A 26,120-nucleotide genomic window follows, 5' to 3' on the forward strand; every position below is an offset into this window, starting at 1 on the left:
GTTAAAAATAATAATTATAGTTTTTTAGCCATAAAAAAACGCAACCCAACAATAATATAATTATCGTTGGGTTGCGCCGACGTTGGCATGAGATCAGTCTAGTGGTTATTTATTCCACGGATTGTTTGGATCAAATGTAGGCTGCGGCTTATTTTGATTACTACGCTGTGTCGCTGCATCGCTGTCATTTGAACGACTCGATGAGGAATATGAAGGTGATGACGAAGAAGCATATGAACGACTTTGATTATGTTTCATTTGTTCATAATCAGCAGTTGCTTTGGCTTTCATTTCTGCAACTAACTCAACCGTTAAAGGCTGCGGCTTACGCGGTAAAATACCGTCAGCAAAACCACGTTCACGAGGTTTTAATTCAAATTGTGCAGAGTTACCTTTTGGCATACGCTTGAAACGGTACAAATAAAAATTTTCAACACGCTCTCTCGCCCATTCCGTCTTTTTTAGGAACTTAACACAAGCGTCCATATTAGGGTTGGTATTGAAGCACTCTAAACGCAAAGCTGCGTAGAGAATTTTCCAATCATAAAATGCCACTAACTCAGATATCATCGTTTCTGATTTTAAACCGTGAAGTGGATTATTTTGCTGCAGTTCTACCATGCTATCTCATGACCTCAAAAAGCTGTCTCTATAATATGTATAGTTTACCGTTAAAATGCCCCATCGTCTTTATGCATATTTCACACTAGAGGTAATGAGTTAACTAAAACTCATTACCTCTAGTGTGGCGGTTAACATCGTTTTCTGATTTATTTATGACGATACTCACAGATGTGAACTAAAAAATAACGACTTAGTCGTTAACAGAAGGTAAATTAATCCGTATATTGAAAGAGATAGACTGACATTTAGTTAACAGCGTGTGTTAAAATAATACAAATAAAAAATATCATCATTATCAAAGATTTTTGGGGACATTGGCGTGAAGTTATCACCTGCATTATTGTACTTATTTATGTTGATTTCGCCTTGGGTTGTAGCTGAAGAATCTCTTAGCGACCTTGATTTGGATTTAGATTCACTGATGGCGATGGATGTACAAGTAACTTCGGCGATGAAAAGAACCCAATCAGCCTTTGAAACCGCCTCATCTATATACGTATTAACCAAAGAACAAATTACTCGTTCAGGCGTAACTTCTGTGCCAGAAGCGCTGAAAATGGTCCCCGGATTAGCCGTTAGGCAACTTGATAATAATCAATGGGCGATTTCATCACGTGGTGTTGCTTCGCGATTTTCAAGCAAATTATTGGTTATGATCGACGGTCAAAGTTTATATACACCTGAGTTTGCCGCTGTGTATTGGGAAACCCTGAATGTGCCGTTATACGATATTGAACGTATCGAAATTATCCGCGGGCAAGGTGGGTTACTGTGGGGCAGCAATGCCACTAATGGCGTTATTAATATCATTACTAAAAACAGCATTGATACTCGGGGCCTATATGCTGATGTCAGCAGTGGTAGCCAGCTTAATGTTGATACCAACCTTCGTTATGGTGGCGATATCGGTAATAACGGCAGCTTTAGAGTCTATGGTCATGTGAAAGATGGCCAGACATCGGACAAAGGCATTAAGATGGCGCCGGCTGACTTTACTGAGCAACAATCAGCTGGAGTACGGTTTGATTTCACACCTAACGATCAATGGTCTGGTCTTATTCAAGGTGATATCACTCAGTCAACATTAGGCCAAAATTTTAATGGTGTCGTTGACAGCAGTAACCGCAATATCTCATTTACCGGTAGCTTAGATCGTACCGATGCTCGCATCATGGCAAGATTGGAAAATCGCATTTCACCTTCCGCCAACCAAATGCTACAAACATCTTGGTTAAAGCAAAGTGGTGAGCAAACTTATATTCAAGAAGAGTTCGAATCATTTGATCTTGATTACCAAATTAATTTTTTGTACCAAGACTTGCAGTTTGATTGGGGACTAAATTATCGTTACAACGCTATTTCATTTGCACAAAGTACTTTTATACAAAGTGGCGGTGGTTTTGATAATCTTCAGCAGTATGGAACATTAGCACAAGCTCAATATAACGTGATTGCAGATAAATTAGACTTTATTGTGGGTGTCAAAGTTGACCATAACGATTTGACTGGCTGGGAAAGCCAACCGTTAGCAAGGTTAGTATGGAAACCACAGAATAACCAAGTCGTATGGTTATCTGTATCAAAAAGTGTTCTCGTGCCGTCGTTACTGATGTTTAACGACAACTACATTATTGATGGTCAAAGAGTCGAAGAAGTATCACCTATCACTACAGGCATACCCGAAATTGATCGTTATTACATCCGAACTTATCTAAATGGTAATAACAAGGTGAAGTCAGAAAAGTCGGTATCCTATGAAATGGGCTATCGTTTATCTGATACTACATGGGCGCTGGATTTATCAGTTTATCATACCGACACGGATAATGTTGCCGTGATCGAAATCGATCCTAATATCGATCAATTTATCCCCGTTTTTACAATGTTACAAGCTGGACAAATTGATGCTGCAGTACAAGCATTAACGACAACATCAATTAACTTTAACTTAGTATCTAATGCCGGGCTTACCACTGAAGGTGGTGATGTGGTTTTATCATGGCAACCGGTAGACAACTTTACTGCCGAAGTAGGTTATAGCTATAACACCTTTAATTACGATTTAGTGGACAATACTTTTCCCGCAATTGGCTATGACTCAACCAGTCGCCAACTCTTTACTAAAGCTGATATACATTTTTTTGAACAACATAATATCTTTGCTTCACTCAGAGTTGAAAATAGTGATGCCTATCGAACAGATAATTATACCGCTCTCGATATAACCTGGAATTGGGCTTTTCAGCCTAATTGGGCCTTCGCCATTATGGGCAAAAACCTGTTCGCAGGCACGCATCTTGAGTATGGCAATCATGGTGAAACGTACACGCAATCAACCTTTATAGATGAAAGTGTCACTTTTAAAATTACGGCGAAATTCTAACTGACTTGATGTTAACCATTAAACGTATTCTGTTTGGATCATTAATAACGCTTTTGCTTTCCATAAGCCAAGGCGCGATTGCTGTTGAAAAAGAATATGCACTAAAAGCTGGTTTTTTATTTAACTTTGCCCGTTACGGCGAATGGAATAACCACGCTAATACGGCCAGTTCTTTTACACTGTGCAGCCCTGATAATAGCTTTATCAGTGTCTCGCGCTCAATTCTCAAGGGTCGTAAAGTCAATAATTTACCGATAGAGAATGTCGAAGTGAGCCTCACAGAAACGAATTTAGCCCAGTGCAATATCTTGTTTATCACAACCGACACCCTTGAATCTTGGCAACAATTGAATAATAAATATCTTGCAGATGTCATGATCGTCGGTGAAACTGACAACTTTATAGAGCAAGGTGGCCATATTCGTTTCTTTTTATCCGGTGGTAAAATTCGTTTTGAAGTCTCACCCGACAAGTTAAAATTGTCTGGTATCACGATGAGTTCAAAAGTATTGCGCCTAGGTCGAGTAGTGAACAATTAATGCTATGAAACAATTTTTCGCACTCAATACTATCAGTAAAAAATTGCAGTTCATTTTAATGAGCGTTGCCCTAATTTCTACACTGACAGTGACATCAATATTTAGCGCCTTCGAGCTGTCTTCCGCTAAAAGAGAACAAGTTGAAAGCCTACACAGCTTGTCGCAAATGCTGTCACCTAATATCACTGCGGCCTTATTATTTGATGATCAAGACGCTATTCAAGAACTGATTAATCCTATTTTGTTAAGATCAGATGTATTGTCAGTCTGTGTCACTAATGTTGAAGGCGCAGTTTTAGCTCAAGCATTATCAAAGCGCCCTTCTATGACTCTGACTGATGACGACCTCAATGACATCACCCAAGTAATAACACCATTAACACTCGACAACCAAAACTATGGTGATTTACACATATCGGTAGATGACAGCATTATTACTGATAGGATTTCGTTTTACGGCCAATTTATTGTGCTATTACTCTTATCATCCCTTTGTGCCAGCTTTTTTCTATCATTATTTTTACGTCGTAAATTTTTAAGTCCGATGTTATACCTCGCTAAAATTTCGCAAAAAATAACCGAATCACAAGATTACAGTTTACGTGCTCAAATTCAGTCTGAAGATGAAATTGGCCAATTAACCACATGTTTTAATAGCATGTTAGATAATATTGAACAGCGTGAGAGTTCCCTTGAAACTGAAGTAAAACTGCGTACTGGAGAACTTGAAAATGCCAATAGCCAGTTACACGAATATGCCTATCAAGATGGATTAACTCTGTTACCTAATCGACGTTATTTCTATGAAAAACTTCAATCGCTCATTGATACTGACCACATGGTTTTTGCGTTAATTTTTATCGATCTTGATGGTTTCAAAGAGATCAACGATTCCTTAGGCCATGAATATGGGGATAGGTTGCTGCATCAAGTTGCTAAACGTTTACGCGGGTGCGTTCGAGATCATGATACGGTTGCGCGTCTAGGCGGAGACGAATTCACTTTAATTATTGAAGATGTGAGTGACTTAGAACACGCTGCCTCAATTGCTGAAAAAGTGAAAAGTAGCCTGATGCAATGCATTAGCATTGAAGAGGTACAAGTTAACGTGACGGGTAGCATCGGACTCACGTTTTATCCTGCTGATGGCCAAAATGTTGAAGCGTTAGTTAAACATGCCGACCAAGCCATGTACTTATCTAAAAGCAAAGGCCGCAATCGATATGAGTTTTTCTCTCATGCTATTGAAGAACAAGCCATTGAAAAACGTCGCCTTATCGAAGAAATCCGCATCGCACTCAAACTCGGTCAATTTGTGTTGTTTTATCAACCTATTTTTGATCAATGCGGCGTTACAGTTACTAAGGCAGAAGCGCTCATCCGTTGGGATCATCCACAACGCGGCCTTATTGGACCCAATGAATTTATTCCGGTGGCCGAACAAAATGGTTTAATAGAAGAAATTGGTAACTGGGTAAGAAATCAAGCGATTGAAGATGCCGCTCATTTTTATCAGTTGTCGGGCAACAAAATGCAAGTGAGCGTTAATACCTCACCGCTACAAATTGATCATGAGGGTTTGTGGGTCGATGAATGGATATTAGCGTGCAATAAATTCAATTTACCTCGCGATACCATGATTATTGAAGTGACAGAAAATACCTTGATGGACCCAGACTCACCCATTCAACAACAAATGCTGCGACTCAACAATTACGGTATTGATATCGCCATTGATGATTTTGGGGTCGGATATTCATCATTAGCCTATTTGCAGCGGCTCGATATTGATATTTTAAAAATTGACCGATCATTTATTAAGCATATGGAAAGCAATGAAAATAGTATTGCGTTGGTGCGAGCCATTATCACCATGGCACATCATTTAAAGGTTAAAGTGGTCGCTGAGGGCGTTGAAACCATAGGGCAGCATCAGTTACTTCAACAACTTTCATGCGATTACTTACAAGGCTATTTATTTGCCAAACCTATGCCGACACAAAATTTTATTGACCGTTATGTCAGATCATCAACACTTGCCGCAGAGTAATAACACAACTGAAAATAGTGATGTAAAAATAGTATTCTGAATATCTTACTTCTGCATTAAATCTTCGAATAAAGGCATTCATAAACCTTGCTGTGGCAGGAGATTATCGAGACGGCTTACTGTTATAAAGTACTAGATGGTACAGCCAATAGTGCTAGAAATTAATCGGCCTGCTATGCACAGACCGACAAAGTATTTAGATAAATACCTTCTATTAAAATCATTCGATTAACGATTTACATCAACAACCACACGGCCACGAACCTTACCTGCTAACAAATCACTTGCCACATCAATCGCTTCAGTCAAGCTGATCTCGTGAACAATGTCATCGAAAACACCAACATCCAGGATATCACCTAAACGTTGCCATGCCTCAATACGGTCAGATAAAGGTCGCATTACACTGTCAACACCCGCTAGGGTCACACAACGTAAAATAAATGGCGCTACGCTGGCAGGAAAATCCATTCCCTGTGCCAAACCACAAGCGGCAACCGTTCCACCATACTTGGTACTGGCACACACATTGGCTAAAGTATGGCTGCCGACAGAGTCAACAGCACCAGCCCAACGCTCTTTTGCCAATGGACGACCCGCTTCTGACAAAGTTGTGCGATCGATAATGTCTTTAGCACCTAATTTTCTTAGGTAGTCACTTTCATCCATTCGGCCAGTCGAAGCGACGACGTGATAGCCCAACTTAGCTAAAATAGCGATAGCAAAACTGCCTACTCCGCCATTAGCACCAGTGACAAGCACCTCACCTTTATCTGGCGTTACGCCATTTTTCTCAAGAGCTATCACACATAACATTGCGGTATAGCCTGCTGTGCCTATCGCCATTGCTTGTTGCGGTAAAAATGCCTTTGGCAGTGGGATAAGCCATTCACTTTTTAAACGGGCTTTAGTGGCCAAGCCACCACAATGGGTTTCGCCTACCCCAAAACCATTTAATAATACCGTATCACCCGTAACGAATTTGTCGCTATCGCTATGTTCGACAATGCCTACTAGATCAATGCCTGGCACCATAGGGAATGATCTCACTACCGGCGCTTTACCGGTAATCGCGAGCGCATCTTTATAATTGAGGGTGCTATAAAGCACATTTACCGTCACATCACCTTCAGGTAGCACGCTTTCATCAATGCTTTTCACTGTGGTGCGGTAACCTTGGTCATCTTTCTCGATCAACATGCCATTAAACATTCTGCACTCCTAATTTAGACTGATCGTCTATTAATGATTAAAAAATTTTACTTTGGTAACGCTGCCATAAAATGATCATAGTAGTTATCAAGCGGTCGTTCATCTTGAACTAACTTTGCGCGGCTTACCGCCCCTTCCCAGCCAACCCAAAAACTTTCCGCTAGGGCATCACAATCTGCTGTTTCAGCGATTTGTCCAAGTAATTGTGCGGCCTTGAGGCAGCGAGCTAAACAAGCTTGCCAACTCAAAAAAATCTCGATAATAAGCGGTCTAAAGCTCTCTGGTAAAACGCCCACTTCTTGCCCCAAATTACCCACTAAACAACCACGTTTAAATTGGTATCGAATCATTCCTGCTTTAGCATCTTCAACAAAGTGTCTAATTCGCGTTAACGGCAAATAAGCTTCATCGAGCAAATGGATCTCAAGTTTATGTAAAAAGTATTCAGCATAGTTCTGCAATACCGCTTGGCCAAAGGCTTCTTTACTCGCAAAATAATGATAAAAAGAGCCTTTCGGTACGCCAACCTTTTTCAAAATAGGTTCTATACCCGATGAGGCAAAACCTTGCTCTGTCAATTGTTCAAGACCACTACGAATAAGCTCAGCCCGAGTATCAGGATTATCTCGCGATACTTTAGGTGGTCTACCTCTGCGCGGTTTAGGGTTTGAACTAGTATGTGGACTCGTCATTATATCTAAGCTTAAATTGTTCATAGGCCAATATTAGACCGAACGTCTATTTAAATGCAATAACATTGTATTAAATCGCGGTTTGAAGCCCAGTTTCCCACTAATATCAGGGGGAAGACAACATTAACATAAGCCAGTAAGGTCCAATCTCACAGAAATGTTATCACTAAACTAGCACACTAACTTAACCCACTATTGCTACTGAAGTCGCCAATAGATATTCCACCATATCCATGGCGTGAAGTATGAGTATTTTGAAACAGTCGCCTTACTAATGTTTGAAAATGAAGCGGTCATTCATCACATGTCACCCGGTAAGATCAAATATTTCCGGCATAGTTACTTGAGCTAAAACCATTTGAATTCAAATCATTTGAACTGTAATCACTTGCGTAAAAACACCTTATTAATAGCAAAATAATGTGTCATGTCCTCTTACGAATAACACCATATTGGTAACGTTTACACTGCACCATACGCACTCTATAGCATCTATATCAAGCTAATATCCTGCTAAATCGATGAAGCACACACTACACAATAAATATATAAAACATTTAATACAGCAACTTAACTTAGCCCCATCAAAATTTAAAAGATGAGCTACACATAAGGAAATTATTATCACAACCCAACTAGCCAGCGTGGCATCGACATAATTATTGTCGCTGGCTATATATCGATATGACGTTAAATAGTTGTTAAAAAAACATTTATTACTGACTTAACTGAGATTGGATTGGAAATTTTACCTAAAATGATGTTAATATAGTTAGACCACTAACTAGTTTGGTGGTTTTTTATTGTTGAATGAAAAATAAATTAACAATAAGCCGATTAGCCCGCACCCAGGAGGACATTATGTCAACGGACACGTCAAACGAAGAAAATCTCATTACCACTATGTTGAATACCGCTACACTAAAGCTGAAAGAGGCTTCACAATTATTTTGTTTATGTGCCCTTCTAAGCACCTATCTCTTTGTTATGTTGAAACCTAGCGGGATTCAAAATCACAAAGCGTTAGGAGGAAAATAATTCATGCATTACTTAACCTATGTCTCATTAGCAATATATTTCCTGGTAATGCTAGGCATTGGATTGTTCGCGTATAAACAATCAACAAGCGATGTATCGGGTTACATTTTGGGTGGCCGTAAAGTCAGCCCACAAGTTACCGCGCTGTCAGCAGGTGCCTCCGATATGAGTGGCTGGATGCTAATGGGCTTACCTGGGGCTATGTTCTTAGTTGGCTTTGAAACCATCTACATTGCGATCGGCCTATTAGCTGGGGCATTGATTAATTATCTGATCGTGGCACCTAAATTACGGGTTTATACTGAAGTCGCGGGTGACTCCCTAACGATCCCTGAGTTTTTTGCTAAACGCTTCCACGCACCTAACAGTAATGTGCGGATTATCGCGGCAGTGATCATTGTGATCTTCTTTACCTTATATACCTCGGCAGGATTAGTCGCTGGCGGGAAATTATTTGTCTCTGCATTTGATTTAAGTTATGAACTAGGGTTAATCGTCACCCTTGCTGTAGTAGTGTCTTATACCCTACTCGGTGGCTTTTTAGCCGTCAGTATGACTGACTTTGTGCAAGGCTGTATCATGTTTGTTGCCTTGATTCTGGTACCCGTTGTGGCATATCAAGAGTTTAGCAGTGCTGATAAAATGATGGGCTTTGCTTATGAGTCGATCCCACATTTTTCTGATGCGATGCAAAATGTCACTATGCTCGGGTTAATTTCCAGTCTTTCTTGGGGATTAGGTTATTTTGGCCAACCACATATTATTGTACGTTTTATGGCTATCCGCTCAGTTTCTGATATCAAAACTGCACGAAGAATTGGCATGAGTTGGATGACGGTCACCATTACTGGTGCGCTGGCAACAGGTCTAGTGGGTATTGCCTACGCTAATAAATTCGATATGACAATAAGCGATCCTGAAACCATCTTTATTGTATTTTCTGAATTGTTGTTCCATCCACTGATCAGTGGTTTCCTCTTAGCAGCCATTTTAGCCGCTATTATGAGCACGATTTCTTCACAGTTATTAGTGTCGTCAAGTTCATTGACCGAAGACATTTATCGAGTCATTTCGAAAAAAGAGTCAACTGAGAAAGAAATGGTCAGAATGGGACGTTATGGTGTAGCCGGTGTCGGTATTGTCGCCAGCTTACTGGCGCTAGATCGCTCAAATAGCATCTTATCGATAGTTAGCAATGCATGGGCTGGATTTGGTGCGGCCTTTGGTCCACTGGTACTGTGTTGCCTATATAAAAAGAACCTGACCCATAAAGCCGCTGTAGCCGGTATTGTTTCAGGTGCTGCTACCGTCCTCTTTTGGATATATGCTCCTGTGCTTGCCGACGGAAAAGCATTAACCAGCGTGGTTTATGAAATGATCCCAGGCTTTATTGTTAGTAGTGTAGTGATTTGGATTGCCAGTGCTCTTGACTCGGATCCTTGTAATAAAACAGTTGATACCTTCCATGAAGCGAATCGTGTTTTAACCGAGCAACAGTAATGGAGAACAATACTATGTCAACTTCACATTGGAAACGGATTGTCGTTAAAGTGGGAAGCGCATTAATTGCGCCTCATCAACAAGGTTGTAGCAGCCACTATTTATTAGGTATTGCACAGTTTATTGCTACCTGTCGCGCTCAAGGATGCCAAGTTGTATTGGTATCTTCAGGTTCAGTTGCCGCTGGTAGACATCGATTCCCTGATACGGCAGAACCAAGCATTTCGCTTAAAAAAGCCATGGCAGCAGCAGGCCAGGCCGATATGATGGCCACTTGGGATAAGTTATTTGATTTCCCTTCGGCGCAGTTACTACTTACCCATGGTGATTTACGCGATCGCGACCGTTATATCAGTATTAAAAATACTATTTTTACGCTGTTAGACAATGGCTTACTTCCCATTATCAACGAAAACGATGCTGTTACCGCAGCTAAGTTACGTGTGGGTGATAATGACAATTTATCAGCTATGGTTGCCGCCGCAGCGGATGCAGATGCGTTAATTATCTGCTCTGACGTAAAAGGGCTTTATACTAAAAACCCTAATTTACATGAAGATGCCACGCTAATTAAGCAAGTCAGTGAAATCAATGCTGAGATTTATGCTATGGCTGGCGGTGCTACGAGCAGCGTAGGTACTGGTGGCATGTTAACCAAGATTGAAGCCGCTGAGAAAGCGATTTCACACGGAATTGAAACCATGATTGTAGATGGTTTTGACGCGGACACATTCAATCAACTTTTAAAGGGCCAAAATCCAGGCACTTTATTCACCCCGTATGATGTACCGATGCAAGAACACTTGCATTGGATGATGCATACCTCACAAATTCAAGGTGAGTTAATTGTCGAAAATGACTTTAGCGCTGACCTTGAAGAACATGATACTCAACTAACCACAGACGATGTAGTGGCCGTAAGAGGCAACTTTTCCGTCGGTGATACTGTTTTAGTGCGCAAAGGCGATGGTACTAAATTGGCTAAAGCCAAATCAAACTACAGTAGTTGTTTATTACATTTTATTGCAGACCAGGAAGATCGTGAATTTGCCAACAATGCCCAGCAAAAAACGGGCCCACTGATCTCTGACAAAAACATCGCCATTTTGGAGCAACTATGAGTTTAATTAAAGATTTATCGCAAGCAGCAGCCACAGCGGCACAAACTCTAGCCCTATTAGATGAAAAAGTTAAAAATACTATTTTAGTTGATATGGCCCGTGCACTTAGAGCACACAGCGACGATATTATTAAAGCGAATTTATTGGATCTTGACCATGCCGAAAAAGCTGAATTAAGCGCGGCAATGATAGACCGACTAACACTGACACCTGAACGTATTGAATCTATGGCTGCGGGCATTGAAACCGTCGCATCATTACCCGATCCGGTCGGCATGGTACGTGAAATATGTGAGCGACCAAATGGTCTAAACATTCAAAAAATGCGCGTACCTTTAGGTGTTGTTTGTATGATTTATGAAGCACGCCCTAATGTTACCGCTGATGCGGGTGCATTGTGCTTTAAATCAGGTAATGCTGTAATATTGCGTGGCGGTAAAGAAGCACTACATTCAAGTAAAATCATTGCTTCTATTTTACAAAATGTATTGCAAGCATATCAGTTACCACCAGCACTGATCACTGTGATACCCGATCCAGATCGCGCCTTACTACTAGAGCTTATGCAGCAACGTGACTTTATTGATGTCATTATTCCACGTGGTGGCGAAGGCTTAATCAATTTTGTTACGGATAATAGTAAAATCCCTGTTATTCAACACTTTAAAGGTGTTTGTCATTTGTATGTTGATAAAGATGCCGATCTCGATATTGCGATGTCTTTATTGCTCAATGGTAAAACCCAACGCACTGGAGTATGTAATGCTCTAGAGGGATTACTGGTACATCAAGATGTAGCAGCAGAATTTTTACCTAAAGTGGCAGCCCAACTTGCTGCACATAAAGTGCGTATTAATGTCAGCAAAAATGCCCAGCAATACTTTGAGCATGCTAACGTTATTAGCGATGATGATTTCGGCCAAGAATATTTGGATTTAGAAATAGCCATTCGCCAAGTCACTGATTTTGACCATGCGATCAATCATATTCGCCGCTTTGGTAGCCATCATACTGAAGTGATTTGTACCCAAAATGAATTAACGGCTACGCGTTTTCAACGTACCGTGGATGCCTCGGTAGTAATGGTGAATGCATCGTCTCGTTTTTCTGATGGTAGCGAGCTCGGTTTAGGTGCTGAAATTGGTATTGCCACGAGCAAATTGCATGCCTACGGACCTATGGGCCTTGAGTCACTTACCACTGAGAAATACTTAGTCAGCGGTGTAGGTCAAGTTCGCGCATAATTAAATAGGTACCACAATTCAAAGGCCAAGCGAAAGCGTGGCCTTTTCTTTTTTAGCGACATTTTCGGAGGTTGTCATCTCTCAACATGAATCATTAGATCCCAATACCTGTATCGCCTTTATCGGTGGTGGCAACATGGCAAGAGCCATAATCAGCGGCCTACTTAAACAAGGTCATAACAGTGCCAATATTCTAGTGTGCGCCCCCAGCCAAACCACCCGACACGACTTGATCGATAAATTCAATGTTAAAGTACATCAAGACAACACCGCTGCCGTTGCGTTTGCTGATGTCATCATTGTTGCCGTTAAGCCTTTTGTAGTACCTGTAGTGTGTGAGCAGTTGAGTGAAGTAATGCAGTACGATAACCGTAAACTCGTTATCTCGATTGCCGCGGGTGTCAAACATGCAACACTCCGCCAAAAACTGCATTTTTCACCTAAAGTCATTTGCGCTATGCCAAACTTACCAACCGCCATTGGTGAAGGATTAACAGGTTTATATGCAGGCCCAGACACTCACGCTAATGACATTGCGCTAGCAGAAAGACTCATGCGCGCTGTAGGTGAAACCGTATGGTTAAAAGAAGAAAGCCAAATGTCGACCATCGTGGCGGCTGCGGGTAGCTCACCGGCGTATTTATTCTTATTTTTAGAAGCCATGGAAAAAGCCGCAATTGAACAAGGATTGCCGCCAGAAATAGCCGCTAAAGCTGTGCTGCAGAGTGCCATGGGAGCTATATCAATGGCGATGAACAGCCAGCATAATTTGGCAAGTTTACGTCACCAGGTGACCTCACCTAAAGGCACGACGGAACAGGCAATATTGGCATTTCAGGATGGTGATCTTGATGAGCTAGTTGCCAGCGCAATGGCGTGCGCAACGACAAGAGCCAAAGAATTATCTATAGGCTAACGGAGCTGTGAGGGGGCTGCAGACCTTAGTTGATGTTAATACCATCCACTTGGCTATGTGATAAGCCATATAGCGCTTTGCTAAGCCACAATGGCTTAAGGCTAGCTCAGTAACTCTTGTTTAATCAATTTCAGCAAAAAGGTTTCTCGTTCAATCGATAAGCCTTTTTTGCTGCTGTTGGCGATAGTGTCAAGGTTATGCCCAATAGCCTCATCGATATCAATCCATACTGGTATCATGCCGTTATTAATTTCGTGAGCTTCAAATTGGGTTTCCCCCAGCTGGCTGTCAATATCACAAGTGAAACAATAAGACAGCATATTAACCGATGTATAACCATCTCGTTGCCAAGGGCGATATTCTTCATATAAGCCGAATGGATTAATATTGCGAATTTGTTGAGCGCCAGTTTCTTCTTGTAACTCACGGATCAGCCCTTGCTCTATCTCCTCACCTACATCAACGCCACCACCAGGCAATGAATAGTCATGATAACGCTGGGTGTAAAGCATTAATATTTGATTATTACGCATCACAATGGCACGAGCAGCAAGCCGCGTTAGCATCGTTTGGTGATTCGCGGCAACAAAATCTGCTGGGGTGTCGGAATGATAACGAGTGGTTAAGTGGCGCATTATAGAAGGGCTCATCGCAATAAAAAGCGCATGATACGTTGCCAAACTATATGCTTCAAGTTTGGCGTATAAGTTAAAATCACTTGTAGGGCGGCATATCAGTGCTTGTAATGACAACTTGAGTGCAAATAATAACAATCAATTATGAAGCTGATTATTCACAACAAGCGACTTTGGTACTCTTAGCTCAATACTTATAGCGCAAAACGTCTAATTCAATTCTGCTAGCTCAATGCTTCCAGTCAAATACTCTTCGCTAGGTACTTTCAGTTAAATAACCAAAGTTTGAAAACCACAGTTTAAAAGCCACTGTTAAATACCCATTTGACAAAATTTGGCATTGCACGTAGCAACACTTGGTAGCTCATCGATACGGTGCTGGGTTTAGCATGTTAACTCAAGACAACCAAAAGATAGATAACCTAAAAAGCCCATTCGGCAACACTGATTATCATACCATGGGCGCCTGTTTTGACATTCTTAAGCTAATTGAAACAAAACTATAAATTATAATCGTCCTGTCATACCTATACCTTAAAATAACCGTCTAAATAGACGGTTATTTTTTAATATTTTACCTATGCTGAAGTATCACTTTTCAAGGATTGAATGATACGGTGATCAAGTTACAAAGATTAACGTTCACTTAATGTCACTTCGGAAATTGCTTATGATTAAATATTGGTACAAACAATTCTCTCAGTATCCGCCTGATCACCCTGATTATTGGCGTATCCGTTTAATCGAGCATTCGTTACTCATTACCACGAGTTACTTTCTCATTCTGACTCTGATCAACTTGTTCTATTTTGAAGGTTATCAATATGCCTTACTCGACGGTTCAGGCTTAGTTATTTCATTGGGCATTTACTATCGATTTCGCAGTACGGGACATGTAAAGATAACCGCATGGGCTGTTACTCTCATGGTAGCCAGTTTGATTATGTTATTTGTGATATCGACCAAGGGATATTCTCATTCACTGTTTTGGGCGACTCTTATTCCGCCTTTTTCATTTTTTCTTATCGGACGAACCTGGGGCACATTTATTTCATGTATCTGCTTTAGTGTGTGTGCTTTTCTCGTTTACCTGCAAACGCAGAATCCTCAACCTGTGACGTTTAGCAAAGGTTCATTATTCAACGTTATTGAAGTGTGTATTGCGCAAATTTTACTGTTTAGGTTTTACGAAAAAACCCGCTTTTCCGCTTATAAAAAACTGGCATTACGTAATTTAGAAATTCAAAAAATGGCTGAAACCGATAAACTCACCGGACTATATAACCGTGAAAAACTCGATTTCGCGCTTGATACACTGCTGACCACACCAGCAGCTAATACCTCTATGACAACAGAGACTACTAACGCGATAAAACAAACAGACGAAGCACCGATTATTTACCAGCCTTATGCCGATGACCATCCACTGACAAACCATCAAACCACTCAAGATTTACTCAGTAAACAAGCCGTCACTCAATACCCTATTTCTGTGGCGATTATCGACATCGATCATTTTAAGCAAATTAATGATAATCACGGCCATTTAATCGGAGACAAAGTGCTATGCCAACTCGCGCAGTTATTGCAAAACCAAATGCGCAACGACGACTTATTAGCACGCTGGGGCGGCGAAGAATTTGTGGTGGTGTTACCCAACACGACATTAGCTGATGCGATTGAGTTAACCGAAAGGTTAAGGCTATATATTGCCATGCAAAATATTAAAGGAATGGAGCTAACAATCAGCTTAGGTGTAGCTCAGTACAGGCTAGAAGATTCAGCCCACAGCTTACTTGACCGCGCAGACAAAGCCTTATATTCGGCAAAGTCTGGCGGGCGAAACTGTGTAGCAGCAGCTTGATCGGATAAACATTAATTAACAGAATATTGAAGCTTACTCTTGTAAGCGACTCGTTGGCGTAGCCACAATATAATTTTTACCATTAATGCGTTCAATGATTTGCGTTGCTGTTAAATCATGTACCACATTAACCACCGTTGAAGCTGCATCGGTAATGGCCCCAATGACGACTAAAATAGGGATCACTTCCATCGGTAAACCTAATGTAGTCACAATAAAGATTTCACCTAAAAATGCTCCGCCCGGTACTCCGCCAATCACAAACGCAGATAATACCGAAATCAAAATCGTCAGCATAAATACATCGGTCGTAAAATCTAGCCCTAATAACGAATAAATAAACACGATTTTTAGCGCGGTAATAGCGGCTGCACCACCTTTATTGAGATTGACTAGCAACGGCAAGCTAATCTCTGCAATTTGCTCATTTAGGCCCATTTTAGCAGCACTACGAATAGTCACAGGCAATGTCGCTAACGACGAGCTAGTGCCTAATGCCGTCACAGCGGGTTCGAGCATATGCTGCCAAAAACGTTTCACACCTTGTGCACCACCGCCAATCCACGCATATAAGGTCGAACCTAATGTTAGGTAAATAGCCATCGCCACAAAAAACAGCCCTACAGCTCGCGCAAACGTCCCCATTAATTCAGTATCTTGACTTGCCATAGTCGCGGCAAAATAAGCACCAAGTCCAATTGGAGCCACATACATTAATATCGAAATCACTTTCATGATCACAGTATTTAAACTGTCTAGCATGCGCCCCACTCTCTGGCCATCTTCACCAGATTGACCAATGGCCACACCGCCGATCACCGACATAATAATCAACGCTAATATGTTTGATTTAGAGAGTAGCCCGACAAAATCGTTAGTTGTGAGTAAGCTGACAAAGTCCATGCTGCCAGAGGCTGCATCTACGGTATTGGCTAAGTCTAATGTCACCCCTTGCGCGGGATCATATGCTAACGCCAACAACACGACGCCCACTGACGGAATAATCGCCATGACAATCGACACAGCCATAATAGACACAAGTATCGCGCCTAATTTCTTTAAATCGGTCATGTGAGCAATAGATGACATCACACTCACAGCAACCAAAGGCACGATGATCATAAATAATAGATTGAGGAAAATTTGCCCAATAGGTTTAAGCTTGATAGCCCACTCAGGAAATAACCCGCCAAACAATCCGCCCAGCAGTAAGGCACTCAGTAAAATAATGGACGAACGATAAGCACGTAAGCTACTTAGCATATTGGATCCTAGGAGCAATTAAACAAAAGGTGGAATAGGCAGCAGACTCGGCCCAAAGAACGATTAGCGCGTTAACAACTAACAGAAAAGCAGATGTAAAATAAACTCCATCAATTAGTTAGCCAATATCATTATCAACAATTACTGTCGACCATCACTCTCTCAACGACGTAAAAACGACTTAACTTAATGGTAAAATATGACACAAAACCAATACCATACACAACTACAAACCATATTAGTCATTCGGCAACGCTTGGATCTCAATAATGAGGCCTTCAGGGCCGCGAACAAAAATTTGTTTAATCAATGATCCTGGCACTTCATTAATAGAATAGCGCAGGCCCAGTTTGGCAATTCTTGCCATTACATCTTGATAGTCATCACTGAAAAAACTCACATGATGAACAATATTTTGCGGCTGCTCATTTTGCGACAGTTGATTGCTCACATCTGGCTGCTGATTAGCAAAAATATGTATCACATCTTTGTCACCGGCAAATAAAAAATAACCAGAAAACTCAAGATTAGGTCGAGTACCAACGGTTAAATCTAATAACGCCACGAGAAAATCGCTCATTTTTTGCGGATTTCTAGCACTTAATGACAAGTGATCAAAGCGAATATTCATACAACACCCTTTTAGAATATAGCCGACTTTAACGATCTTTATCAGCAAAGCCTTATATTACTGGGATTATGACTGCCAATGAACCACCACAAAAGCTAAACATTATCAAAAATTATTTGATAATCAATTAGCGAGAGAATTCTTCAGTGAACATTAATACCATTGACACCACACTATCCACACCTCTGTATCGCTCGGATAGTAGAAGATACAACCTACATATATTGTGCTATATGAATAAGTTAACCATTAAGTCAGTGTTGAATAGGGAAGCAACAGTATTTGCAATAAGTGCAATTTGAAAGAAAAGCGTTGCAACAAGAAACCTCTAAGTAAGCTTTTTAAAACAGTGACTTAGAATAATTTATTGATAAGATTAAAACGTTGTTAACTCAATGCTGAGTATAAATGATGTACAACATAACGGTAATGAGAGGTTTTATAGTGATGCGTAATCCGGAAGTAAATAATGGCAGACATAATCAGTGAATGTAGGAAGCTTGCTCACTTGCAAGCTTCCTAAAGCTAAACTACAAGTCGATATAAATTGGCCAACCAAGTAGACCAATTAAGCCTTCTTTGTATTCCAGGCGCTCCAATCGTTCAGGAGAGGCATTTTGAATGGCCAACTCTTGATAGCTACGAGAGAAATGCAGCGTCCGCAACAATGCAGCATTAAAATGCTTACCTAAATCTAAACGAATTGCATCAGCAAGCTCATTAGGTAACTCAGCTAAAGCAGCCTTAGTTTGTTGCTCGATAAACTCGAGGTTAAACCATTCATCTTTAAGTTCTATACGAGCCATGCGTCGTTTAAGATCTTGACGGACTTTTTTACCGTCAAAAAATATCCGATATAACACGGCTTCTGCCAGAGTACTTTCTAGATTAATATAATCCATTGGATCAAAAGTGCCGACAATGTAGAACTGTGCCAGTAAGGCATTAATTGATTGCTGGCGATTATGCTCAGCTAATGCTTCTTGGTAGTAAGCCCAGCCTTGCCATTCGTCACAATCAGGTGGACTCGAGACTTGATCAAGCAATACTTTATCCACGCCACCATAAACAGATTTGCCATGAAGTCTGTGTTGACTAACTTTAGTTAGCATCCCCCAGCCCTTCTGGAACGACTTAACTACGCCGTCATCAGTCAGCAGCAACCGTATAGCATTAGCCTGACTTTGGTCAGATAATGCCATTAAGCCGATGCTAACAATGCCAATGACATCTTGCGCGGCTTCTTCAAGCAAATGCATTTTATACTTGTTATAAAACTTATCAGCGAACTTAAGGCTCATCAAAATGGCTTTCGCTTTGATCTGTCCCAATTGCTCATTACTGAGCAATTCTTCGGTTCGGCCATAAGCCAACACCCGACTCAGATAGGGACCCTGATTTTCGTCACGTAATACCAATTGCATTTGCAGAACCCTTAATCAAGAAAGCTAAACATATCATCAACTTCAGCATACTCGTCGGTGACCTGGTTCTTTTCTTTCGCCTGTATCACTAACTCGCTGGCAAACTGGCTGATAATTAGCTGCCAGTCAGAGCCGGTGTTACGCAGCATGTTCTTAATCGCCTTTTCAACATTAGGCGCTCGATCGCGGATCAATGCTAATAAACTGCGCGGGTCATCAATGCTAAGACTGTGTGCCTCTTCATCGGCTTGCCAATCTGAGTAACCCACGGTTTCTTCATCCGCTTCATCATCAAAAGTGTCGTTTATCTCATCGTCATCACCGCTGCTACCGCCTAAAATAAGCTCGATAAACGGAATCGATAGATAAAACAGCGCAGCAGGATCTTCAGCCAAACACTCTAAAATTGCGGTTTGTTTCTCTTCACTGTCTTGGATTCGAATAAGATAAGTCATAAAATCAAAAGTATGCTGCATTAACTCTTCGGCATTACTTTTGATTTTTTCTTCCCAATAAAGCGGCTGCTGGCAGACAATGTCGCGGATCTGTTCTGGAGTCATTAACTCAGACATAATAGATGGGCACGAAATATCATGCTGACTATTAATTTGTGTCAGCGTGACGATATCCATTTTCTCGATCACTTCAACCAACTGATCATCTGACATTGATGTCGCAATCAATTCAAATCTCTTGCTGGCCTGTTTAGGCTCAACATTAGCCAGCTCTTGTATTTCAGCGGCTGTTATTTCAATGAGACTGTTCATTCGATATCCTCATCATATTGGTCATAATAACCTTCTTCATCGCTATCATAGTCCGTGTCGTCATCATCGTTTTCGTCGCGTTCATGCTCATGAAGACCATCAGAATCATCTTCCTCAGGCTTAGGCGCTGTATCTCCCTGAGTTTCTAACAAATACACCACGGCACAACTTTCGATAAGCAAATCTTCGTTATATTTACGTACCGCAAGCGCCAGAGGAAGATCGGCATTGTTAAACGCAATCGTCGTTTTAAATTCATCCCAGCTTGGGTGAATATTCAAGCTAATCCAATGCGCCCATTGGCGCTTTGACTCAGGCGAGAACTTAACTCTTTCATAAAGCGCGACAGGTAAATATTCAGGGACTGAATCTAGCATCCCAGGATCGGCCAACAATATCTCTCTGATTTTGCTAGTAAACTTTGCCAGTGCATTTGGCGTATCAGGGTCGTTGTAAGATTCTATATTGTCATTGGCATTATTTTTTAGCTCATTAATGCGTGAGATATTAAGATGTTTAGCCATGGGATACTCAGGAATAATATTCGTCCCACAACCCGCGCATAGCGGCTGTAGGATCGGCAACAATTACGTTGTTAAAATCATTGATAAAAGCATTTCTCTGCTTTTTATCTGACAACACTTCGTAAGCTTTTTTGACTCGTTGGAGCTGAACAGATGCTTGTTGTTTTTCATCGTCAGACGCCCCAAGTAATTTGTCAGGGTGATACTTATTCGATAAACGTTTATAGGCTTTTTTTATGTCATCTTCTTTGGCATTGGCTCTGACGCCCAGTACGCTAAAGTGGTTAATCATAGTTATTCCTGCAGGCGATGTGGCAGTGATTGCGAGATAAAAAAGTCTGTAAATAGATAAATTTTTTAGCCCGCTATTATATCAACAATCACAGGCTTGCAGCAAACATAAACCCAAGTTAAGTTGCAATCATTTAAGACATCAATTTTAGGACATCAATTTCAGGACAGTAATTTTAGGACAGCTATGACACCCAAAAAGCAGCGTTGTCATTAACAGGTGTTATCTTTGCTGCCGTTAAGATGCCACCAGCCAATTTGAATGATGCGATATTAACAATATCCACGCCTATCTGAGTTTCTATCTGAGTTTCTATCTGAGTTTCTATCTGAGTTTGTTAGCATGATGCTTTAACGGCAAAACACCTGCAAAAATTACCCCATTTCAATCAGACTCACAAATTCGCGCATCGCTGGTGAGACACTGTATTTACGGGTAATAAACACCGTATTACCCGATTCAACACCTTGCAGTTGTCGGTAATGCAGATTGAATAACTGCTGAGCTGATTTTGCAATACCGCTGCTGACAATCGCGTAGCCAATATTGTGTTTTACCGCGCTGACTAGATGAAATAACGAATCGGTTTCTAACACCACATTAAAGCGTAAATCCGTTTCTGCCATCGCATTATCAATGTATTGCCTAAACTGCATATTTTGGCTCAACAACACCAATGGTAAACGTTGCAAATTATTAAGGGTTAATCGGTTATCACTTAGCGCAGTAGTGTCGAGTTGATTAACAAGTGCTTGGGTTGATAATACTGCCATATCATTATCAATCTGCGGATAAAAATGAAACGTGCGACGATTCGCCTCAGTAAGGTTTTCATCAAACCCTAAACCGATATCAATTTGATGCAAAGTCAGTTGCTCAATCAGCTTTTCATTGGTGGTCACCAAGAGCGTTACGGCAATATTAGAATGCAGCTCGTTGAATGCTTTAATTATCGGCATAATATCGACACTCGACTGCGGCACAATGCCAATCCGCAAAGAGCCGATTAATGGCCCGCTAAACACACTCAATTCTTGTTTTAACGCCGCTTGATCTAACAGCATTTTTTCTGCATAGCGCAATACAATCTGTCCAGCATCGGTTAACGCAACAAACTGACTGCCGCGCACCACTAGCTCGGTACCAAAGCTTTTTTCCAACGCAGTAATACTGGCTGACAAAGTCGGCTGGGTAATATGGCAAGCTTTGGCTGCTTTAGCAAAATGCTTAAACTGCGCTAATTCATAAAAATAATGTAACTGCCTCAGGTTCATACGCCCTTCAAAGTCTGCCTATCAATTCCATCATATTAATAGATAAAAACTATCACCGCATAAATTTGTTTGATTGGCTTTGTGTATTAGCGCCCCCTAAACTGTGATCCACGTCCGGTTTTGAGTCTATGCACATGAATGCTTCATACAAATGGTTGCCACCCATTGAACATCTGGTAGAGGAAGTAGCTGCCGCCATAAATATTAACGGGATTAACTATGCTGTGATGATGGTCACTCCTGATGATATTGAAGACTTTGCGATTGGTTTTTTATTTTCCGAAGCCATTATCCAATACGATCATGACATACATGACATTCAAATAACGCCATCAGATAGCGGCTTTATGGTTGAAGTGACTATCGCCAATCGTTGTCTGTCGGCCTTAAACAGTAAAAAACGTCGGCTCGTGGGTGCTACAGGTTGCGGCATCTGCGGTGTTGAAGCAATAGAGCATGCACTGCCTCAATTAGCTATTCTTCCGGTCACTCGCCCCATTGACATTAATAACCTTGAGACCTTAAAACAACGCATTGCAGACAGCCAAATAAAAGCTCAACAAAGTGGTGCGATACATGCGGCTTTAGCGTTAACAGCCCAAGGCGACATTATCGCCTGTCGTGAAGACATTGGCCGTCATAATGCACTCGATAAACTTATCGGCATGTTAATAAGGCAAACAACCGCGACGCAAAAAACATCATGTAATACCTTATTAATCACCAGTCGTTGTAGCAGTGAATTGATCCATAAAGCGGTGCGGTTTGGCGCTAACAATCTTATTAGTCTAGCTTCGCCAAGCCAACTGGCAGTCAAGCTAGCACTAAAATACAACCTCAATATTATTCACATACCCAAGTTTTCAGCGCCTATTTATTATTCCAGTTACGACTCTCACTTCAATGTTAATCGTCTATCGCTGAGCCCTATCGGAGAAATTCATGTCTAGTCATCACCAAAAACCAACCAAAGCCGGCGGATTCCCTTCACTGCAAGCCACATTTACTCATGTACTTCGCAGCCAACACACTAAGCAAAACCTTAAAAACTTACTCCGTGTTAATCAAACTGATGGCTTCGATTGCCCGGGTTGCGCATGGGGTGATAACAAGCAAGGTGCATTTCAGTTTTGCGAAAATGGCGCCAAAGCTGTGGCATGGGAATCAACAGGCAAAGGCGTTGGCCGCGATTTTTTTGCTCAACATTCGGTACGCCAACTAACAAAACAGACTGACTACTGGTTAGAGTATCAGGGGCGTTTAACCGAACCAATGCGCTTTAATGCGATAACCGATCACTATGAACCAGTAACCTGGCCTGAGGCATTTTCGATTATCGCCACCAAGCTCAACAGTTTAAGTAGCCCTGACCAAGTTGAATTTTACACTTCTGGACGCGCCAGTAACGAAGCATCCTACCTCTACCAACTGTTTGGCCGGCTTTATGGCACCAATAACTTTCCCGATTGCTCTAACATGTGCCACGAAGCTAGTGGTGTCGCATTAATTAGCGCCATTGGAATAGGTAAAGGCACGGTAGTATTAGAAGATTTTGATGCGGCCGAAGCCATTTTTGTGTTTGGCCAAAACCCTGGCACCAACCACCCAAGAATGATGAATACTCTGCGCAAGGCAGCCAAACAAGGGGGTAAAATTGTCACTTTCAATAATCTTAAAGAAGTTGCCTTAGAAAAGTTCGCCAGTCCACAAAGCCCTATAGAATTGCTCACTCCAGCAGCCACTACCATCAGCCATTTGTATTTAACCCCTAAATTAGGCGGCGATATGGCCGCTGCGCGAGGCATGGCTAAATTTATTATTGAACAACGTCCAGATAAAATAGACCATGAGTTTATACAGCAGCACAGTGCATTTTTTGAAGATTATCAACACAGTGTTACACACACTAGCTGGGATAAAATAGAACAACAATCTGGACTGACAAAAGCAGAGATTATTCAAGCCGCGACCGTGTTCAGTGACAGCAAAACCGTGATCAGTTGCTGGGCAATGGGCTTAACTCAACATAAGCATTCGGTCGACATTATTCGTGAAGTCGTTAATCTGCATCTGCTATGTGGTCAAATAGGTAAAAAAGGCGCCGGATTATGCCCTGTTCGCGGCCACAGTAATGTGCAAGGCAACCGCACTATGGGCATTAATGAAAAGCCGTCTGCCGCTTTTATTACCCGCTTAGAACAGCATTTATCTACCAGCTTACCGCGGCAAGCGGGCCACAATGTGGTCGAAGCCCTTAAAGCCCTGCACAGTAAACAGAGTAAGGTGCTAATTTGTTTAGGTGGAAACCTTGCTGCTGCGGCGCCCGATACTGATTTTACATACCAAGCAATGCGCAATGCTGAACTCAATGTTCAAATCAGCACTAAGCTTAATCGCAGCCACTTACAAGTAACACACGACGCCTTAATTTTACCTTGTTTAGGCCGCACTGAATTAGACAAGCAGCAAAGCGGCATTCAAAAAATCACCGTTGAAGATACCTTTAGCATGGTTCATGCTTCAACAGGCATGACCGAACCCGCCTCAGAACAATGTTTATCTGAAATTGATATTGTCGCTCAAATGGCTCATGCAACATTTAACCATTCCGGCTCGACTCAGCTCAACTCAACAAACCATGCCACAAATAAACTAGATTGGCTGGCATTACGTGATGACTATGCACTAATCCGTCAGCTTATCGAAAATACCATCGACGGCTTTAGTGACTTTAATCAACGTATCGAACAACCAGCCGGGTTTTATCTGGGGAATAGCGCTGCTGAGCTTATTTGGAATACCACTAACCAGTTAGCTCAATTTAATCCTAGTCAGTTGCCAAATTCAGTTATTGCAGATTGTTCAAGCAACGCACAAACAACTGCGTCATCCGCCGAACAACACCCTATTTTTTTACTGCAAAGTTTGCGATCTCACGACCAATACAACACCACTATTTATGGAATGGACGACCGATATCGCGGTATTAAAGGTAAGCGGAATGTATTGTTTATGAACCAACAAGATGCTGTTCAGCTTAATCTGCTTGAAGACCAACTTATTGATATACAGTCTATTGCCAACGACAATATCGTCCGCAAAGTCTGTGGCTTTAGCGTGGTTTATTACGACATTCCACGCGGTAACATTGCGGCTTATTATCCTGAGACGAATCCACTGGTGTCAATCAACAGCGTCGGAATTGGCTCTTACACCCCAACCTCAAAATCAATCCCGGTGGTTATTACTCCATCAACCAAACAGGTGATTAGCGTGGCTCAGGTGTAAGTAACCTAAACTCGGGATAACAATACTCAAACAATGTAGCCCTAGCGCATTAGCGCTGGGCAACTAAATCGGCCAAAACTTGTTTATATGCTTCAACTGGATGCGCGCCAGTTAATGCACTCGATTGGTTAAAAATGACCGTGGGTACACCCGAAATACCAAGTTGCTGCCAATGAGCCTCTTTGGCGCGAACCTGTTCAGCCACTGCAGCGTTATCAAGTAAACTCATGGCTTCTGCGGCATTAATACCCACTGCGGTGAGCTCAGCGGTCAACACCTCACGGTTTGAAATATCTTTATGTTCGCTAAAAAAGGCGCTGAATAAACGCAATTTAAGCTCCGTTTGCTTACCGACCTCTTTCGCGTATTCCAACAACACATGAGCGTCTAAAGTGTTAACCATTTTCATCTGTTCAAAATAGTCAAAAATAAAGCCATGTTCAGCCCCCTGTTGAGCAATATTGGCCCGTGCACGAACGCTACCTTCTGGGGTTGTGCCGTATTTTCTGGCTGAATGCTCACGCAGATTTTCACCTTCAGCAGGCATGTTAGGGTTAAGTTCAAATGGTTGCCACTCAATCTCAACTTGATCTTGCAGCCCAAGTTCATTTATCGCTGCTTCTAAGTGTTTATAACCGACGATGCACCAAGGGCACACTACATCTGAAATAATATCGAGCTTAATCTTTGCTGTCATTTGGCTGTCCTCATCTGTTCAAGTACGCTTTTTCACTGTAACGTGATAAAAAAATACCAATGCCATTTGCGATAACGCGGCATTGGTATTATGAAGTCATACATGAATCGACTTATCGTGAATGATAATCTTTGATAAAAAT

General features: G+C 41.5%; 22 protein-coding genes. 10 read left to right on the forward strand and 12 right to left on the reverse strand.

Features of this window, described 5'->3' with window-relative positions; all coding sequences use genetic code 11:
• Positions 1–105 precede the first annotated feature (105 nt).
• Complete coding sequence (locus EGC86_RS09065) at positions 106–621, reverse strand: VF530 family protein (protein ID WP_011636249.1); 516 nt, start codon at positions 619–621, stop codon at positions 106–108.
• A 322-nt stretch (positions 622–943) separates the two neighbouring features.
• Here EGC86_RS09065 and EGC86_RS09070 point away from each other — a divergent pair, with 322 nt between their 5' ends.
• Genes EGC86_RS09070 through EGC86_RS09080 form a run of 3 tightly spaced genes read left to right on the forward strand, consistent with a single transcriptional unit; the run spans position 944 to position 5,596 of the window.
• Positions 944–3,007 (forward strand): TonB-dependent receptor plug domain-containing protein, encoded by a 2,064-nt coding sequence (locus EGC86_RS09070; RefSeq protein ID WP_011636248.1) that lies wholly within the window; start codon positions 944–946, stop codon positions 3,005–3,007.
• An 8-nt stretch (positions 3,008–3,015) separates the two neighbouring features.
• Positions 3,016–3,546, forward strand: coding sequence for a YfiR family protein (locus EGC86_RS09075; protein WP_123777304.1), 531 nt, complete (start codon positions 3,016–3,018; stop codon positions 3,544–3,546).
• Positions 3,547–3,550: 4 nt separating this feature from the next.
• Complete coding sequence (locus tag EGC86_RS09080; protein WP_123777305.1) at positions 3,551–5,596, forward strand: EAL domain-containing protein; 2,046 nt, start codon at positions 3,551–3,553, stop codon at positions 5,594–5,596.
• 228 nt (positions 5,597–5,824) lie between these two features.
• On the opposite strand, the gene acuI is transcribed toward EGC86_RS09080, so the two are convergent.
• Both acuI and acuR read right to left on the reverse strand, forming a co-directional pair.
• Complete coding sequence (gene acuI, locus EGC86_RS09085; RefSeq protein WP_123777306.1) at positions 5,825–6,808, reverse strand: acrylyl-CoA reductase (NADPH); 984 nt, start codon at positions 6,806–6,808, stop codon at positions 5,825–5,827.
• A gap of 47 nt (positions 6,809–6,855) precedes the next feature.
• On the reverse strand, positions 6,856–7,500 hold the full coding sequence (gene acuR / locus EGC86_RS09090) for an acrylate utilization transcriptional regulator AcuR (protein WP_165871023.1): 645 nt from the start codon (positions 7,498–7,500) through the stop codon (positions 6,856–6,858).
• 1,041 nt (positions 7,501–8,541) lie between these two features.
• Between acuR and putP the strand changes: the two genes are divergently transcribed.
• Genes putP through proC form a run of 4 tightly spaced genes read left to right on the forward strand, consistent with a single transcriptional unit; the run spans position 8,542 to position 13,319 of the window.
• Complete coding sequence (gene putP / locus EGC86_RS09095) at positions 8,542–10,038, forward strand: sodium/proline symporter PutP (RefSeq protein ID WP_123777308.1); 1,497 nt, start codon at positions 8,542–8,544, stop codon at positions 10,036–10,038.
• 14 nt (positions 10,039–10,052) lie between these two features.
• Positions 10,053–11,159, forward strand: a complete 1,107-nt coding sequence (gene proB, locus EGC86_RS09100) for a glutamate 5-kinase (RefSeq protein WP_011636242.1) — start codon at positions 10,053–10,055, stop codon at positions 11,157–11,159.
• The gene (locus EGC86_RS09105) at positions 11,156–12,403 is read left to right on the forward strand and encodes a glutamate-5-semialdehyde dehydrogenase (RefSeq protein ID WP_123777309.1); all 1,248 of its coding nucleotides are present in this window, start codon (positions 11,156–11,158) and stop codon (positions 12,401–12,403) included. Before proB ends, EGC86_RS09105 begins: the two co-directional genes overlap by 4 nt.
• Before the next feature lie 37 nt (positions 12,404–12,440).
• Positions 12,441–13,319 carry a pyrroline-5-carboxylate reductase gene (gene proC / locus EGC86_RS09110; protein ID WP_102037121.1) on the forward strand — a complete coding sequence of 293 codons (879 nt, stop codon included), beginning with the start codon at positions 12,441–12,443 and terminating at the stop codon, positions 13,317–13,319.
• 101 nt (positions 13,320–13,420) lie between these two features.
• Here the strand turns inward: proC and EGC86_RS09115 are convergent, their stop codons facing one another.
• The gene (locus tag EGC86_RS09115; RefSeq protein ID WP_059745629.1) at positions 13,421–13,954 is read right to left on the reverse strand and encodes an NUDIX hydrolase; all 534 of its coding nucleotides are present in this window, start codon (positions 13,952–13,954) and stop codon (positions 13,421–13,423) included.
• 670 nt (positions 13,955–14,624) lie between these two features.
• Between EGC86_RS09115 and EGC86_RS09120 the strand changes: the two genes are divergently transcribed.
• Positions 14,625–15,818 carry a GGDEF domain-containing protein gene (locus EGC86_RS09120; protein ID WP_243638343.1) on the forward strand — a complete coding sequence of 398 codons (1,194 nt, stop codon included), beginning with the start codon at positions 14,625–14,627 and terminating at the stop codon, positions 15,816–15,818.
• A gap of 33 nt (positions 15,819–15,851) precedes the next feature.
• Here EGC86_RS09120 and EGC86_RS09125 read toward each other — a convergent pair whose 3' ends face one another.
• The 7 genes from EGC86_RS09125 to EGC86_RS09155 all read right to left on the reverse strand — a co-directional run bounded on the left by EGC86_RS09125 (position 15,852) and on the right by EGC86_RS09155 (position 21,993).
• On the reverse strand, positions 15,852–17,081 hold the full coding sequence (locus EGC86_RS09125) for a dicarboxylate/amino acid:cation symporter (protein WP_011636237.1): 1,230 nt from the start codon (positions 17,079–17,081) through the stop codon (positions 15,852–15,854).
• Positions 17,082–17,319: 238 nt separating this feature from the next.
• On the reverse strand, positions 17,320–17,712 hold the full coding sequence (locus EGC86_RS09130) for a VOC family protein (protein ID WP_123777311.1): 393 nt from the start codon (positions 17,710–17,712) through the stop codon (positions 17,320–17,322).
• A gap of 530 nt (positions 17,713–18,242) precedes the next feature.
• On the reverse strand, positions 18,243–19,136 hold the full coding sequence (atcC, locus tag EGC86_RS09135; protein WP_123777312.1) for a cold adaptation protein AtcC: 894 nt from the start codon (positions 19,134–19,136) through the stop codon (positions 18,243–18,245).
• Between the two features lie 11 nt (positions 19,137–19,147).
• Positions 19,148–19,903 (reverse strand): cold adaptation protein AtcB, encoded by a 756-nt coding sequence (gene atcB / locus EGC86_RS09140; RefSeq protein ID WP_011636234.1) that lies wholly within the window; start codon positions 19,901–19,903, stop codon positions 19,148–19,150.
• A complete protein-coding gene (gene atcA, locus EGC86_RS09145; RefSeq protein WP_123777313.1) occupies positions 19,900–20,427 on the reverse strand; it encodes a cold adaptation protein AtcA in 528 nt (175 codons plus the stop codon). Before atcA ends, atcB begins: the two co-directional genes overlap by 4 nt.
• Positions 20,428–20,434: 7 nt before the next feature.
• Positions 20,435–20,719, reverse strand: a complete 285-nt coding sequence (atcJ, locus tag EGC86_RS09150; protein ID WP_123777314.1) for a cold adaptation protein ActJcold adaptation protein ActJ — start codon at positions 20,717–20,719, stop codon at positions 20,435–20,437.
• Between the two features lie 374 nt (positions 20,720–21,093).
• Entirely contained in the window at positions 21,094–21,993 is a 900-nt protein-coding gene (locus tag EGC86_RS09155) for a LysR family transcriptional regulator (RefSeq protein ID WP_123777315.1), read from the reverse strand.
• A 134-nt stretch (positions 21,994–22,127) separates the two neighbouring features.
• Here EGC86_RS09155 and fdhD point away from each other — a divergent pair, with 134 nt between their 5' ends.
• A complete protein-coding gene (gene fdhD / locus EGC86_RS09160; RefSeq protein ID WP_123777316.1) occupies positions 22,128–22,943 on the forward strand; it encodes a formate dehydrogenase accessory sulfurtransferase FdhD in 816 nt (271 codons plus the stop codon).
• Complete coding sequence (locus tag EGC86_RS09165; protein ID WP_123777317.1) at positions 22,936–25,281, forward strand: FdhF/YdeP family oxidoreductase; 2,346 nt, start codon at positions 22,936–22,938, stop codon at positions 25,279–25,281. The genes fdhD and EGC86_RS09165 overlap by 8 nt, the downstream gene beginning before the upstream one ends.
• A gap of 49 nt (positions 25,282–25,330) precedes the next feature.
• Here EGC86_RS09165 and EGC86_RS09170 read toward each other — a convergent pair whose 3' ends face one another.
• Complete coding sequence (locus EGC86_RS09170; RefSeq protein ID WP_123777318.1) at positions 25,331–25,978, reverse strand: DsbA family oxidoreductase; 648 nt, start codon at positions 25,976–25,978, stop codon at positions 25,331–25,333.
• Between the last annotated feature and the right edge of the window lie 142 nt (positions 25,979–26,120).

Origin of the sequence: Shewanella frigidimarina (assembly GCF_003797125.1) — a bacterium.
Classification (GTDB): domain Bacteria; phylum Pseudomonadota; class Gammaproteobacteria; order Enterobacterales; family Shewanellaceae; genus Shewanella; species Shewanella frigidimarina.

Bases quoted from the DNA above. Each gene is read 5' to 3' on its own strand.
- EGC86_RS09065 (WP_011636249.1), bottom strand. From the start codon at position 621: ATGGTAGAACTGCAGCAAAATAATCCACTTCACGGTTTAAAATCAGAA.
- EGC86_RS09075 (WP_123777304.1), top strand. From the start codon at position 3,016: ATGTTAACCATTAAACGTATTCTGTTTGGATCATTAATAACGCTTTTG.
- EGC86_RS09080 (WP_123777305.1), top strand. From the start codon at position 3,551: ATGAAACAATTTTTCGCACTCAATACTATCAGTAAAAAATTGCAGTTC.
- acuI (WP_123777306.1), bottom strand. From the start codon at position 6,808: ATGTTTAATGGCATGTTGATCGAGAAAGATGACCAAGGTTACCGCACC.
- acuR (WP_165871023.1), bottom strand. From the start codon at position 7,500: ATGACGAGTCCACATACTAGTTCAAACCCTAAACCGCGCAGAGGTAGA.
- putP (WP_123777308.1), top strand. From the start codon at position 8,542: ATGCATTACTTAACCTATGTCTCATTAGCAATATATTTCCTGGTAATG.
- proB (WP_011636242.1), top strand. From the start codon at position 10,053: ATGTCAACTTCACATTGGAAACGGATTGTCGTTAAAGTGGGAAGCGCA.
- EGC86_RS09105 (WP_123777309.1), top strand. From the start codon at position 11,156: ATGAGTTTAATTAAAGATTTATCGCAAGCAGCAGCCACAGCGGCACAA.
- EGC86_RS09115 (WP_059745629.1), bottom strand. From the start codon at position 13,954: ATGCGCCACTTAACCACTCGTTATCATTCCGACACCCCAGCAGATTTT.
- EGC86_RS09120 (WP_243638343.1), top strand. From the start codon at position 14,625: ATGATTAAATATTGGTACAAACAATTCTCTCAGTATCCGCCTGATCAC.
- EGC86_RS09125 (WP_011636237.1), bottom strand. From the start codon at position 17,081: ATGCTAAGTAGCTTACGTGCTTATCGTTCGTCCATTATTTTACTGAGT.
- EGC86_RS09130 (WP_123777311.1), bottom strand. From the start codon at position 17,712: ATGAATATTCGCTTTGATCACTTGTCATTAAGTGCTAGAAATCCGCAA.
- atcC (WP_123777312.1), bottom strand. From the start codon at position 19,136: ATGCAATTGGTATTACGTGACGAAAATCAGGGTCCCTATCTGAGTCGG.
- atcB (WP_011636234.1), bottom strand. From the start codon at position 19,903: ATGAACAGTCTCATTGAAATAACAGCCGCTGAAATACAAGAGCTGGCT.
- atcA (WP_123777313.1), bottom strand. From the start codon at position 20,427: ATGGCTAAACATCTTAATATCTCACGCATTAATGAGCTAAAAAATAAT.
- atcJ (WP_123777314.1), bottom strand. From the start codon at position 20,719: ATGATTAACCACTTTAGCGTACTGGGCGTCAGAGCCAATGCCAAAGAA.
- EGC86_RS09155 (WP_123777315.1), bottom strand. From the start codon at position 21,993: ATGAACCTGAGGCAGTTACATTATTTTTATGAATTAGCGCAGTTTAAG.
- fdhD (WP_123777316.1), top strand. From the start codon at position 22,128: ATGAATGCTTCATACAAATGGTTGCCACCCATTGAACATCTGGTAGAG.
- EGC86_RS09165 (WP_123777317.1), top strand. From the start codon at position 22,936: ATGTCTAGTCATCACCAAAAACCAACCAAAGCCGGCGGATTCCCTTCA.
- EGC86_RS09170 (WP_123777318.1), bottom strand. From the start codon at position 25,978: ATGACAGCAAAGATTAAGCTCGATATTATTTCAGATGTAGTGTGCCCT.